This is a genomic window from Ornithinicoccus halotolerans (assembly GCF_009602535.1).
GTDB lineage: Bacteria > Actinomycetota > Actinomycetes > Actinomycetales > Dermatophilaceae > Ornithinicoccus > Ornithinicoccus halotolerans.
In genome coordinates this window covers 1-12,431 of the sequence record NZ_WIQI01000084.1, presented here as the reverse complement: position 1 = coordinate 12,431, position 12,431 = coordinate 1, and the positions used below count along the sequence as shown (strand labels likewise).

The window sequence follows — 12,431 nt, the reverse complement described above, 5'->3', positions numbered from 1 at the left end:
CGTGGTGGAGTCGCCGGAGGACCCGCGGGTGCGCGACTACCTGTCGCTGACCGACGTGGCGCTGCGGCGGGTGGTGGAGCCGGCCGAGGGCCTCTACCTCGCCGAGTCGGCCAAGGTGATCTCCCGGGCGCTGGGCGCCCGGCACCGGATGCGCTCGCTACTGCTGACCCCGCGCTGGCTCACCGACCTGGCCCCGCTGGTGCAGCGAGCGGTGGCCGCCGGCGCCCCCGTCTACGTGGCCTCCCCGGAGGTGGTGCGGGCGATGACCGGGTTCCACCTGCACCGGGGCGCGCTCGCCTCGATGCACCGCCCCGCCGAGCGGCCGCTGGCCGACGTGCTCGCCGCTGCCCGCACGGTGGCGGTGCTGGAGGACGTGGTCGACCACACCAACGTGGGCGCGGTGTTCCGGTCCGCAGCAGGGCTGGGCGTCGACGCGGTGCTGGTCACGCCGCGCTGCGCGGACCCGCTCTACCGGCGGTCGGTGCGGGTGTCGATGGGCACCGTGTTCCAGGTGCCGTGGACCCGGCTGCCGGACTGGCCGGGCGGTGTCGCTGAGCTGCAGCGGCTGGGTTTCACGGTCGCGGCGCTGGCCCTCGCCGACGACGCCGTCCCGCTGCAGCGGCTCGCGGCCGAGCGCCCCGAGCGGCTCGCGGTGGTGCTGGGGACCGAAGGCGACGGGCTCAGCCCGCGCGCCGTCGCGGCCGCCGACCTCACGGTGCGCATCCCCATGGCTGGTCAGGTGGACTCGCTGAACGTGGCGGCCGCGGGTGCCGTGGCGTTCTGGGCGCTCGGCCCCGGGAGGGCGAGCTGAGCGACCGGCTCAGCTCGCCAGGCCCGGCACCACCTGGACGGCCGGCAGCTGGCTGACCAGGGAGCCAGGCAGCCGCAGCTTCGAGATGCGCAGCCCCGAGCCCACCACGACCTGCGGCTGCTCGACGACCCGTTCGTCCACCAGCACCGGCCAGTGGTCTGGGAGCCCGAGGACGGTGATGCCGCCGTACTCCATCCCGGTCTCGGCGACCGCCCGCTCCATCGGCATGAAGCTGGCCTTACGCACGTCCAGCGCCTTGCGCACGGTCCGGTTGACGTCGGCGCGCGTCGTGGCCAGCACCAGGCAGGCCGCGATCCGCTCCGCCTCCCCGCGGCGGCCCAGCACGACGATGCAGTTCGCGCACTCCTCGAGGGTGACGTCGCTGCTGTCGACGAGGGCCTGGGTGTCGGCGACCGCGGGGTCGATCTCGGCCACCTCGACGTGACTGGCCAGGCCGGGCGACGCGGCGAGCGCGTCACGGGCGGAGGGAGCCAGCAGGTCCGGGCGCTCGGTGGCGGGCAGCCACGCCAGCGCGGTCACAGCTGGTAGGTGCCGGTGCGCTGGCCCCGGGCGAGGACGTTGCCCATGGTGAGGAACTGCGCCTTGGCGAACGAGGTGTCGGCGTCGATGCCGTGCTCGGCGGTGTCCAGGGCGGTGACGGTGAAGATGTACCGGTGCGGCCGGTCACCGGGGGGTGGCGCCGCACCGCCGAAGCCATGCTGGCCGTAGTCGTTGACCAGCTCGACGCTGCCCTCCGGCGGCTCGGCCCCGGCCGCGAGCGTGGTGGTGCTGCCGGGCACGACGGCCGCCCAGTGGCGGAAGCCGCCGGCCACCGGCGCGTCCGGGTCGATGCAGGTCAGCAGGTAGCACGCGGTGCCGTCGGGGCCCTCGGACCAGGACAGGTGGGGTCGCGTGCCGCCACGCTCGGCGCCGGCGGAGTCCGGCAGCGGCGCGCCGTCGGCGAAGTCCTGGCTGCTGACCTCCAGCTCGGCTGGAGCGGCCGGGACGAAGTCGTAGGGGTTGGGTGCTTCGGGTCGTTCCAGGCTCATGCCACCGACCATAGCCAGCCAACGGTGGGTCCGTCAGTTCGGGCGGCGGACCAGCCGGTCGAGCAGGTGCGCCAGGGTAGCGGCGGGGTCGCCGGTCAGCCCGGAGTGCACCGGCCCGGGCTGGACCACGGTGCTGCGGGGGGCGCTGAGCCACCCGAACCGCTGGCCGGGCCGGGAACCCCGCGCCGGCCCGGCGCCCTCGCCCCGCGCCACCTCACCCACCCGGTCCAGCGCGTGCTGGACCGCCTCCACGTCCACGTCCGGGTGCAGGGCCCGCGCCCGCTCGGCGTCCAGCTCGCACCGGGCGGCCAGGTAGTCGGCCTGCTGGCAGTGCAGCACCACACCCACGTTGAGGAACTCCTCCCGCTCCACACGGGGGACCAGCCGCAGCACGACGTACTGGTAGGGCATCGGCGGGGGTGGCGCGCTCATCCGGTGCCTCCTGGCAGCCAGCCGGCCGGCCGGTGCAACCGGGCCAGCAGGTGCTCCTGGTAGGCGGCCCGGGCCGCCTGCGCGTCGGGCAGGTCGGTGCCCGGCTCCAGCCAGCCATCCGGGACGGCGGCCAGCACCGTGGGCAACAGCTGCGGCACCCGCGGCGCCAGCCGGTCGTGGGCGGCGCGGACCGAGGGCGCGTCGACCAGCTCTCCCAGGACGTGGTCGTCGACCCGGTAGGGCTGCGCGGCGAACCGTTCCGGGTCGGGCCGGCGGCGCGGCCACCCGTGGTGGAAGTACAGCGCGGCGCCGTGGTCGATGAGCCAGGTGCGCCGGTGCCAGACCAGCAGGTTGGGGTTGGCCCAGGTCCGGTCCGGGTTGGCGGTGAGGGCGTCGAGCCACACGACCGCCGCCGCCAGCTCGGGCTCCGCCGGCCGAGACCCGTCGTACCCGAGCGCGCCGGGCAGCAGGTCCACGCCCAGGTTGCTGCCCACCGAGGCCCGCAGCAGGTCCTGGACCTCCTCGTCGGCCTCGTAGCGGGCCAGCTCCTTCGGCAGCGCCATCTCGACCAGGCGGGGGACCGGCAGCCCGAGGCCGCGGGCGAGCTCGCCGACCACCACCTCGGCGACCAGCACCTTCAGCCCCTGGCCGGCGCCGCGGAACTTCAGCACGTAGGTGCCCAGGTCGTCGGCCTCCACCACGCCCGGCAGCGACCCGCCCTCGCGCAGCGGGAGGACGTAGCGGGTGGCGGTGACCTGCTGGAGCACGCCCGCACCATACCCGGGCGGGAGTGTGCTCAGCGGCGCGACAGCATCCGGGTGCGCACCTGCCGCAACGCCTGCGCCAGGATGCGGCTGACCTGCATCTGGGAGACACCGATGCGTTCGGCGATGCGGCGCTGGCTGAGCTCGTCCAGGTAGCGCAGCCGCAGCACCCGGCGGCTCCGCGGCGAGAGCTCGCGCAGCGCCGGGCCCACGGTGAGCTGGTCCTCCAGCTCCGACAGCCGCCGGTCAGGCTCCTGCAGCTGCTCGGCCAGCGGCACCGACCCGGGGACGGGCGCCTCCAGGGACTCGGGCCGGAAGGCGCTGCGCAGGGTGAGCGCCTCGACCGTCTCGCTCAGGTCGGCGCCGGCCGCGGCCGCTACCTCTCCGACGTTGGGCAGCCGGCCCAGCTCCTGGGTGAGCCGCTCCTGAGCGGCGACGACCACCGGACGCAGCTCCTGCAGCCGGCGCGGCGGCCGCACTGCCCAGGTGTGGTCGCGGAAGTGTCGCCGCAGCTCCCCCAGCACGGTGGGCACGGCGAAGGCGGCGAACCCCTTGCCGGAGGCGCCGGGCCGGTACCGCTGGACGGCGTGGACCAGTCCGAGCCGGGCCACCTGGATCAGGTCATCCATGGCTTCACCACGGTGGGCGTAGCGGCCGGCGAGGCTGCGCGCCAGCGGCAGGTAGTAGAGCACCACCTGGGCGAGGAGCTCTTCGCGCTCCTGCGGATCGGTGGTCCTGGCGGCGCGCGCCAACACCTCCTCGGCCGCGGCGTCGGAGTCCAGCTCCTCCTCCCCGAAGCCCGAGGGGAGTCCTGCAACAGCTCCGGTCATGGTCGGCAACCTTTCGTCCACGCACTGTCCGTCGTCAGTGGCGGTGGCGCGTTGCTGGACCACTGCTCGGGAGACCTGGCCGGCACACTGCTGAGGCGTGCGTCGGGTCATCCCTGTGCCACAGTGATCATATGGCACCGGTCCGCTCCCGCGCCAGGGTGGTGCACCTGGATCTCGACGCATTTTTCGCGGCGGTGGAGCAGCGGGACAAGCCTTCGCTGCGGGGTCGTCCGGTGGTCGTCGGCGGCATCGGGGCACGGGGCGTGGTGTCGACCGCCTCCTACGAGGCTCGCCGCTACGGGGCTCGGTCGGCGATGCCCACCCACGAGGCGCGGCGGCTGTGCCCGCCGGGGACGGCGTTCCTGCACGGCCGCTACGACGCCTACCGAGCCAGCTCGGCGGTCGTCATGGAGCTGCTCCACGAGGCGTCCCCGCTGGTGCAGCAGGTCTCGGTCGACGAGGCCTACCTGGACCTGACCGACGTCGGCGTCGACGACAGTCCCGAGGGGCTGCGGGCCTGGGGCGAGGAGCTGCTGCAGCGGATCCGGGCCGCGACGGGAGGGCTGACCGCGTCACTGGGGATCGCGACCTCCAAGATGATGGCCAAGATCGGCAGCGAGATGCACAAGCCGGGCGGGATCACCGTCATCCCGCCGGGCCAGGAGCAGGCGGTGCTGGAGCCGCTACCGACCCGAGCGGTCGCCGGGGTCGGCCCGGCCACGGCGGCCCGGCTGCACAGCTTCGGCGTCGAGACGGTCGGGGACCTGGCCCGGGTGTCGCTGGAGGACCTGGTGGCGATCTTCGGGCAGGCGCACGGCCGGGGACTGTACGAGCTGGCCCGCGCCCGGGACGACCGGCCGGTCACACCGGAGCGGGAGACCAAGTCGCTGTCGGCGGAGGAGACCTTCCCCACCGACGTGACCGACCGGCGGGCGCTCGAGGCCGAGCTGGAGCAGATCGCCGGCCGGCTGGCGGCCCGGCTCGGGCGCGCGGCGCTGTTCGGGCGGACCGTGACCGTGAAGGTGCGGCTGCACGACTTCACCACGATGACGCGCTCCGGGACGCTTCCGTACGCGACCGGTGAGGCACAGGTGGTGCTGCGCGAGGCACGGCGGCTGCTGGCCGGGGTCGACGTCTCGGCGGGGGTGCGACTGCTCGGCGTGGGAGTGTCCGGCCTCGCCCAGCACGCCCAGGAGGAGCTGGTCCGGCTGCCCGAGTCCGCCTGGACCGGGGGAGCGGCCGCCGGCGACCCGTGGCCCGACGCGGTGGGTGCCGGGGACGCCGGGACGGCGCCGGAGGCCTCGAGCGTGACCACGCTGCACCAGGACGGAGGGTGGCGGACCGGCCAGGACGTCGAGCACGCCGAGCATGGCCGCGGGTGGGTCTGGGGCGCCGGCAGGCGGCTGGTCACGGTGCGCTTCGAGGGCCCGCTGACCCCGCCCGGCCCGATCCGGTCCTTCGCGCTGGACGACCCCCGGCTGCGGCCCGCGGACCCGCCAGAGTGGCGGCTCCCGGAGTCCGGAGAGGCAGCCGGAGCGTGCTAGGCTTGCGGGCCGTTGCCCACCTCCCCGCGAGGTGTGGCGATGACCCTCGTCCGGGTGGCGGAATGGCAGACGCGCTAGCTTGAGGTGCTAGTGCCCGTAAAGGGCGTGGGGGTTCAAGTCCCCCTCCGGACACCAGGCAGGACGCACCCGCGGGCCCGCCGTGGCTGCGGTGGCGCAGCACGGCAGCCTTGTTCGCCGGCGGCAACCGCGCGATGATGGCCTCATGACCTCCGCACCCGACGAGCAAGGCTCGCAGGGCAGGGACGACGACCGCCCGGGTTCGACCTCCAGCGCCGTCGAGGTGGCTGAGGCTCGCCGGCTCAACGTGCACATCCTCGTCGTCGGCCTGCTGGCATTGGTGTGCGCGGTGGCGGCCGTGGTCAGTTCTGCCACCGGGGGGCCGGTCTGGGTGTCGGCCTTGCTCATCCTGGCCGGTCTCGGTTGCATCGTCGACCTCGCCGTCGTCGGCGCTCGTCGCAAGGAGATCGGCCGAGTCGACTGACCGGCCCTAGGCGAACCACACCACCAGCCCGACCGTCGACGCGAGCATGACGCCGGTCAGTACGCGGTAGTTCGCGAGCACGGGCGTGGTGCGCAGCTCGCGGCTCTCCTCCCGCCAGTACTCCGTCTTCCAGGTGAGCTCGTCCGTCTTCTCCAGGTCCGGTGTGGTCCCGACAGCGCTGATGACCGTCAGCATCAGCAGCGCCGTGACGAAGCCGATGCCGGCCGCGTACAGGAACTGCAGCTCGACGAGGCCCTGGACCTCGATGAGGAGGAAGGCGACCAGGCCCAGTGGCTGCAGCACGACCAGTGTCGTGAAGGCCGCCGTGGCGGTGACCCGCTTCCAGCCGATGCCCATCAGGAAGACGGCCACGACAGGCGGCACCAGGTAGGACAGCACGGACTGCAGGTAGGCGTAGAGCGTGTCGAACTGCGCGATGAACGGCGCCCAGACGATGGCGACGACGAGGGCCACGACGGTCGCGATCCGCCCGGTGAGCACCAGCCCACGGTCGGAGGTGCGCGGGCGCATCGTCTTGACGAAGTCCATCGTGACGATCGTCGAGGCGGAGTTGAGAATGGAGTCGACGGTCGAGGTGATGGCTGCGACGACGGCCGCGAGGATGAGGCCCCGCAGCCCCACCGGCAGCAGGTCGAAGACGAGGGTGGGGAACACCACGTCCGGGCTGGGCAGGTCCTGGTAGAGGGTGAGCGCCATGACGCCGGGCAGGATGAACAGGAACAGGAACGTGAGCTTGATGAAGCCGGCCAGCAGCGCGCCCCAGCGGCCGTGGTCCAGGCTGCGGGCGCCCAGGGTGCGCTGCACCACGAGCTGGTTGGTGGTCCAGTAGTAGAGGCCGATGATGAGGACGCCGGTGATCAGCCCCGGCCACGGCAGGTCGGGGTTGTCGGGCGGCAGGATCAGACTCATCTTCTCGTCGCCGGCGGTCTCGTACACGGCGTCCCAGGAGGGCATGGCCCGCCACGTGGCGATGAAGACGATGAGTCCACCGACAATGGTGACCGTGGCCTGGATGCTGTCGGAGACCATGACGGCGCCCAGGCCGCCGATCACCGTGTAGATCGCCGCCAGGATGGCCAAACCGGCCACCGCCACCCAGATCGGAACGTCGGGGTAGAGGGTGCGAATGACGATCGCGCCCGCGAACAGCGCCGCGGCCATGTCGATGAACATGTTGGCGAAGAGGTTGAAGCCCGCGAACGCCATCCGGGCCCGGCGGTCGAAGCGCTTCTCCAGGAACTCCGGCAGCGTGAACACCCCGGAGCGCAGGTAGAACGGCAGGATGAAGAAGATGAAGATGGCCAGCACGACCGCGGCCATCCACTCGTAGGCGAAGATCGAGATGCCTTGGTCGTAGGCCCCGCCGGCAAGCCCGACGAACGTGGCCCCCGACATGTTCGTGGCCACCAGCGACAGCCCGACGAACGGCCAGATGAAGTTGCGTCCACCGAGGAAGTAGTCCTCCGTGTCGCTCGTCTCCTTGGTATTGCTCTTCTTGGCCCGGCCCGCGACAACCAGCGGAATGATCCGGCTGAGCAGCAGGTAGCCGATGATGACGGCGAGGTCGATGGTGCCGACCTCGAAGTTGGGTGTGGACTGCGTCAGGACCATGACCTGGGTGGATGGCATCAGCGGTCCTTCCTCACCACGAGGACCGGGCAGGGGGCGTGCCGCACCACGCCCTCGGCGTCGCTGCCCAGCAGCACCCGGCTGAACGTGTTGAGCCCGCGGCTGCCGAGAACGATGAGGTCGGCCTCGATCTCGTCCCGCAGGCGCAAGATCTCGTCGGTCGCCCGGCCCATCCGCAGGTGCGTGGCGGTCGGAGCGATCCCGGCCGCAGTGAACTTCGCTACCTCCTGCTGCAGCACGGCCTCCGCCTCGGACCGCAGTCGCGCCATCTGCTGTGGCCCCAGGGTGCGGGGGTTCGTCCAGGTGGAGAGGAGGCCCACGTGCACGACGTGGATGTCGGCCGCGGTGTGCTCGAGAAGGTCGACGCAGTACCGCAACGCAAGGTCTGACTCACGTGACCCGTCGGCGGCGAACAGTATGCGGTGCGGGAACTGGGCCATGCCCCCTCCTACCCCTGGACGGCTTCGTCGCGGGTCAGGGTGGCACAGGTCACACCTCACCCGCCACTCAGCAGACCCGGGCCACCGGAGCGTGACTTCTCGCCGACGTCGCCGGCGTGCTCGACCGGAATGAGTCGGTCACCGACGCGACGCGCTGCGCAGCGCCAGTGCCCCGGGAAGACAGGGCGACCGGCCGTAGCGTCGCCCGTTGGACAGGCGGTCGGGTCGCTGCGGTTGTAGCGTCCAGCAGCATGCCCGCGAACCCCCCACCGCCTGCCGAGGAGCCGGCGTCGCCGGACCAGCCGCCGCCTGATGTCGAGCCGGAGTCGGTGGAGGTCGAGGACGAGATCGCAGATGAGTTCCGCGACGCGGTGGGGGAGGGCGCCGAGCGCCTCCACCGCGGGTGGCGGTCCCTGCTCGCGACCGGTTTCTTCGGCGGACTCGAGATCGGCCTGGGCATCCTCGCCTACCTGGCGGTGCGCACCGCGACCGGCAGTGAGCTGCTCGCCGGGCTCGCGTTCGGCATTGGCCTCGTGGCGCTGCTGCTGGCCCACAGCGAGCTCTTCACCGAGGACTTCCTGATCCCCGTGATGGCGGTGTTCGCCAAGCGGGGAACCGTCACGGACCTGCTACGCCTCTGGGGGGTCACGTTCGTCACCAACCTCGCCGGCGGCTGGGTGAGCATGTACATGATCACCAGCGCGTTCCCCGAGTTCGGACCGTTGTTGACGGAGATCGCCCAGCACTTCGTCGAGGCACCCCTGGATCTGCGGGCGGTGGCGCTCTCCCTGCTCGGCGGCCTGGTGATCACCGTCCTCACCCGGATGCACCAAGGGACCGACTCCGACGGGGTGCGGGTCTTCGCGTCCATGATCGCCGGCTTCCTGCTGGCCGGACTGGGCCTGTTCCACTCCGTGCTCGACTCCTTCTTCATCTTCGGAGCGATCCAGGCCGAGGGGCATGTCAGCTACCTGGCATGGGTGCAGTGGCTCTGGTATGTCATCCCGCTCAACCTGCTCGGCGGGCTGGTGTTCGTGACCGCCATGCGGATGCTGCGGGCGAGCGAGATGGACGAGGCGCCGGGGCCCAGCAAGAACGACGGCGAGCCCAGTCGGAGGCCGTGACGCACGGCGACTCGGGCCAGGCCGATGGTTCACCCGTCGTGCTCGGCCGCCTCGTCCACGACCTCGCCGACCAGCTCCTCGAGCACGTCCTCGAGGGCGGCGACGCCGACGACTCGACCGGTGTCGCGGTCGACGACCCGAGCCATGTGGGCGCCTCGGGCCTGCATGGTCCGCAGCGCTGCGCGCAGCGGCTGGTCGGCGACCACGGTGGCGAGGGGGCGGATCCACTGCGCGCGCACCGGCTGGGACCGCCGCTGGGCCGGGGTGTCCAGCAGGTCCTTGAGGTGGAGGTAGCCGACCAGCTCTGTCGTGCCGCCCGCCACCGGGAAGCGGGAGTGACCGGTCTCCGCGCAGAGGTCCTCCAGCTCGGCCACGGTCACCTCCGCTGGGACGGTCACGAGGTCGGCGGTACCGAGCAGCACGTCCCCGACCTGCGCGCCGGTGAAGTCGAGCGCGCCGGTGAGGAGCTCGTGCTCGTACTCGTCCAGCAGTCCCTCGCGCCGGGACTCCTCGACGAAGGCGGCGACCTCGTCGGCGGAGAACGTCGAGGCCACCTCCTCCTGCGGCTCCACGCGGAGCAGCCGCAGGACCGCGTTCGCGAGGGCGTTGAGCAGCCAGATGACTGGCTTGAGGGCGATGACGATGACGTACAGCGGCGGACCGAGCAGGAGCGCGGCGCGATCCGGTCCGGCGATGGCGATGTTCTTGGGAACCATCTCGCCGAGCACCATGTGCAGGGTGACCACGATGGCCATCGCGACCACGAAGGCCACCGTGTGCTGCAGCGCCGACGGCAGGCCCGCCGCTTCCAGGACCGGCCCGAGCAGATGGGCGACCGCGGGCTCCCCGACGGCGCCGAGGCCGAGCGAGCACATGGTGATGCCGAGCTGGGCGCCGGCCATCATCAGCGAGACCCGCTCCATGCCCCGCAGCGTCAGCCGGGCAGCGGTGGAACCAGATCGCGCCCGGGGCTCGATCTGGGTTCGGCGCGAGGAGACCAGCGCGAACTCCGCTCCGACGAAGAAGGCGTTGCCGGCCAGCAGCAGGAGGGCCACGGCCACCGCGGTGAGGTCACTCATCGCCATCCTCCTCCGGCACGGTCTCCTGCCGCAGGTGGATGTGGTCGACCCGCCGACCGTCCAGCCGGGTCACCTCCATCGAGACGCGGGCCGCGGCGGGTACGCCGTCCCCGTCGAGGTTCCTGAGGTCCTCGGCCGGCATGGTGACGGCATCGGCGACGGCCGGCAGCCGCCCGAGGTGCTCGGTGAGCAGGCCGCCCAGCGTGTCGCTCTCGGCTGCCGCCGGCAGCCGCAGCCCGATGAGGTCCTCGACCTCGTCCGGCCGCAGCAACCCGGACAGTGACCAGCGACCGTCTCCGAGCGAGCGGTACCGGCCCAGCGGGCGGTCCTGCTCGTCGAGGATCTCGCCCACGATCTCCTCGACCAGGTCTTCCAGGGTGACGATGCCGTCGGTGCCGCCGTACTCGTCGACGACCAGCGCCATCTGGGTGCCGGAGCGGCGCAGCAGCCGCAGCAGCGGGTCGAGCTCCATGCTCGACGGGACGGCCGGCAGGTCGTGCACGATCTCGGCCACGGTGCGGTGCCCGCGCTCCTCCGGCGACACGCCGAGGGCGTGCTTGAAGTGCACCACCCCCACCACGTCGTCGACGTCGTCGGCGTACACGGGGAACCGGGCCAGCCCGGTCGAGCCGGACAGCTCGAGCACGTCCCGCACGGGGGTCTGGCAGTGCACGAACTGCACCCGGGGGCGGGGGGTCATGGCATCGGCGGCGCGGCGGTCCCCGAACTCCACCGACCGGGTGAACAGCTCGGCGGCGCCGGGCTCGAGCGACCCGTGCGCGGCCGATCGGGCCGTGAGGGAGGCCAGCTCGTGTGGGCTTCGCGCCGAGGCCAGCTCCTCGGCGGGCTCGATGCCGACGGCCCGCACGATGGCGTTGGCCGAGCCGTTCAGCACCAGGAGCAGCGGCTTGCTCGCGGTGGTGAAGGCGCGCTGCCACCCGGCGACGGCCCGCCCCACCCGCATCGGCTCCGCGATGGCCCAGTTCTTGGGCACCAGCTCGCCGAACACCATCTGGGCCCCCGTGGCGAGGGCGAACGCGACCGCGAACGCCGTGGCCCCGGTGGCGGCGTCACTCAGCCCGGCGAGGCCGATGGGCCCGCGCAGCAGTGTGGCGATGGACGGTTCGGCGATGTAGCCGACGACGAGCGAGGTGATGGTGATGCCCAGCTGGGCACCGCTCAGCTGGGTGGACAGGCGCTGCCGTGCGGCGAGCAGGCTGCGGGCACGGCCGTCGCCACCCTCGGCACGGCGCTCGACGCTGGCGCGGTCCACCGTGACAAGGGAGAACTCTGCGGCGACGAAGAGTGCGTTGGCGCCGATGAGGAGGGCGACAACAAGGAGAAGGACCCATTCGGTCATCGGGGCGGGCACGCACCTGGCCAGGACATGGGGCTCAGCCTATGGTCGCTCGGGGGTCTGCTGCGCGCGAGCGTCATCCCTCACCCAGGTAGAACTCCCGCAGCTGCACCAGGTCCCGGCGGCGCTCGCTGATGAGCAGGTCGGGGTGGATCAGTCGGTACTGGGCGTCCGGCAGGTCCTCCCAGCCGAGCGCGCGAAGGATGGCCCGGCCGCGGTCTGCCACCGTGCCGGTCAGCCCGAACGCGGCCAGCATCTCGGCGACGGTCGTGCCGGCACGGGGGCCCAGCAGCCCGTTCATGGAGGCGGCCACCCACAGCAGCGCCGCCGCCTGCCGGTCCTCTCGGGGGCCGGCCGCCAGCAGCTCGGGGGCGGTCACGGCGAGCTTGGCGACCAGGCGGCGCAGCACGGTGCGCAGCTCGACCCCGGCGATGTCGAGCGCCACGGGTTCGGCCATGTCGAGCAGCAGCGTCACCCGCGGTGGCAGGTCCGCCGGCACGACCGACCAGTCGAAGGCCTCATCGGGGAGCGGGACGTCGTCGAGCCGGGCCACGGCGTCGGCGCTGCCGAGCTGCTGCTCCAGCAGGTCCCGCACCAGCTCCACCCGCTCTGCCTCGAGCCGGAGTCGCTCCGAGACCAGGTCGGCGACAGTGGGCTGGCCGGCGTCGCGCTCCAGGTTCCGCAGCAGGGCGGGCGCCCGGTTGTCGATGGCCTCCAGCGTCTCCCGCGTCAGGGCGGCGGGGATGTCCTGGCGCCGGTGCACGAACTGGGTGAACGCCCGCAGCACGTCGGGCAGCGCGCGCCGGGCGCGGAGACTGAGGTCGGTGGACTTGCGCTCCCAGAGGTCCG

General features: G+C 72.6%; 14 protein-coding genes and 1 tRNA gene. 5 read left to right on the top strand and 10 right to left on the bottom strand.

All coding sequences use genetic code 11. The features are described 5' to 3' along the window. The first annotated feature begins 1 nt into the window (after position 1). Positions 2-811 carry a TrmH family RNA methyltransferase gene (locus GFJ45_RS12515; RefSeq protein WP_153397713.1) on the top strand — a complete coding sequence of 270 codons (810 nt, stop codon included), beginning with the start codon at positions 2-4 and terminating at the stop codon, positions 809-811. Between the two features lie 9 nt (positions 812-820). Here GFJ45_RS12515 and GFJ45_RS12510 read toward each other — a convergent pair whose 3' ends face one another. From GFJ45_RS12510 to GFJ45_RS12490, 5 genes are read right to left on the bottom strand one after another with little or no spacing between them, the layout of a single operon-like run. Continuing rightward, entirely contained in the window at positions 821-1,351 is a 531-nt protein-coding gene (locus GFJ45_RS12510) for a YbaK/EbsC family protein (protein ID WP_153397710.1), read from the bottom strand. Then, the gene (locus GFJ45_RS12505; protein ID WP_153397708.1) at positions 1,348-1,860 is read right to left on the bottom strand and encodes a YbhB/YbcL family Raf kinase inhibitor-like protein; all 513 of its coding nucleotides are present in this window, start codon (positions 1,858-1,860) and stop codon (positions 1,348-1,350) included. The genes GFJ45_RS12510 and GFJ45_RS12505 overlap by 4 nt, the downstream gene beginning before the upstream one ends. Before the next feature lie 33 nt (positions 1,861-1,893). Then, on the bottom strand, positions 1,894-2,292 hold the full coding sequence (locus GFJ45_RS12500) for a DUF3037 domain-containing protein (protein ID WP_153397706.1): 399 nt from the start codon (positions 2,290-2,292) through the stop codon (positions 1,894-1,896). Continuing rightward, positions 2,289-3,059, bottom strand: coding sequence for a HipA family kinase (locus GFJ45_RS12495; protein ID WP_153397704.1), 771 nt, complete (start codon positions 3,057-3,059; stop codon positions 2,289-2,291). The genes GFJ45_RS12500 and GFJ45_RS12495 overlap by 4 nt, the downstream gene beginning before the upstream one ends. 29 nt (positions 3,060-3,088) lie before the next feature. Then, the gene (locus GFJ45_RS12490; RefSeq protein WP_194288653.1) at positions 3,089-3,886 is read right to left on the bottom strand and encodes a sigma-70 family RNA polymerase sigma factor; all 798 of its coding nucleotides are present in this window, start codon (positions 3,884-3,886) and stop codon (positions 3,089-3,091) included. Between the two features lie 131 nt (positions 3,887-4,017). Here GFJ45_RS12490 and GFJ45_RS12485 point away from each other — a divergent pair, with 131 nt between their 5' ends. From GFJ45_RS12485 to GFJ45_RS12475, 3 genes are all read left to right on the top strand, one after another. Beyond that, complete coding sequence (locus tag GFJ45_RS12485; RefSeq protein WP_153397700.1) at positions 4,018-5,430, top strand: DNA polymerase IV; 1,413 nt, start codon at positions 4,018-4,020, stop codon at positions 5,428-5,430. A 48-nt stretch (positions 5,431-5,478) separates the two neighbouring features. Beyond that, positions 5,479-5,565: transfer RNA gene (locus tag GFJ45_RS12480), tRNA-Leu, on the top strand. A gap of 34 nt (positions 5,566-5,599) precedes the next feature. Beyond that, positions 5,600-5,932 carry a hypothetical protein gene (locus GFJ45_RS12475; RefSeq protein WP_153397698.1) on the top strand — a complete coding sequence of 111 codons (333 nt, stop codon included), beginning with the start codon at positions 5,600-5,602 and terminating at the stop codon, positions 5,930-5,932. A 6-nt stretch (positions 5,933-5,938) separates the two neighbouring features. Here the strand turns inward: GFJ45_RS12475 and GFJ45_RS12470 are convergent, their stop codons facing one another. Then, complete coding sequence (locus GFJ45_RS12470) at positions 5,939-7,582, bottom strand: sodium:solute symporter (RefSeq protein WP_153397696.1); 1,644 nt, start codon at positions 7,580-7,582, stop codon at positions 5,939-5,941. Continuing rightward, entirely contained in the window at positions 7,582-8,022 is a 441-nt protein-coding gene (locus tag GFJ45_RS12465) for a universal stress protein (RefSeq protein ID WP_153397694.1), read from the bottom strand. The genes GFJ45_RS12470 and GFJ45_RS12465 overlap by 1 nt, the downstream gene beginning before the upstream one ends. Positions 8,023-8,273: 251 nt before the next feature. On the opposite strand from GFJ45_RS12465, the gene GFJ45_RS12460 reads away from it, so the two are divergent. Further along, positions 8,274-9,146, top strand: coding sequence for a formate/nitrite transporter family protein (locus GFJ45_RS12460; protein ID WP_153397692.1), 873 nt, complete (start codon positions 8,274-8,276; stop codon positions 9,144-9,146). A 29-nt stretch (positions 9,147-9,175) separates the two neighbouring features. Here the strand turns inward: GFJ45_RS12460 and GFJ45_RS12455 are convergent, their stop codons facing one another. The 3 genes from GFJ45_RS12455 to GFJ45_RS16410 form a co-directional block, all read right to left on the bottom strand. Further along, positions 9,176-10,225 carry a hemolysin family protein gene (locus tag GFJ45_RS12455; protein WP_153397690.1) on the bottom strand — a complete coding sequence of 350 codons (1,050 nt, stop codon included), beginning with the start codon at positions 10,223-10,225 and terminating at the stop codon, positions 9,176-9,178. Next, complete coding sequence (locus GFJ45_RS12450; protein ID WP_153397688.1) at positions 10,218-11,585, bottom strand: hemolysin family protein; 1,368 nt, start codon at positions 11,583-11,585, stop codon at positions 10,218-10,220. The genes GFJ45_RS12455 and GFJ45_RS12450 overlap by 8 nt, the downstream gene beginning before the upstream one ends. A 73-nt stretch (positions 11,586-11,658) precedes the next feature. Then, positions 11,659-12,431 (bottom strand): hypothetical protein (locus GFJ45_RS16410; RefSeq protein WP_228386959.1); only part of this gene is annotated, 773 nt, incomplete at its 5' end.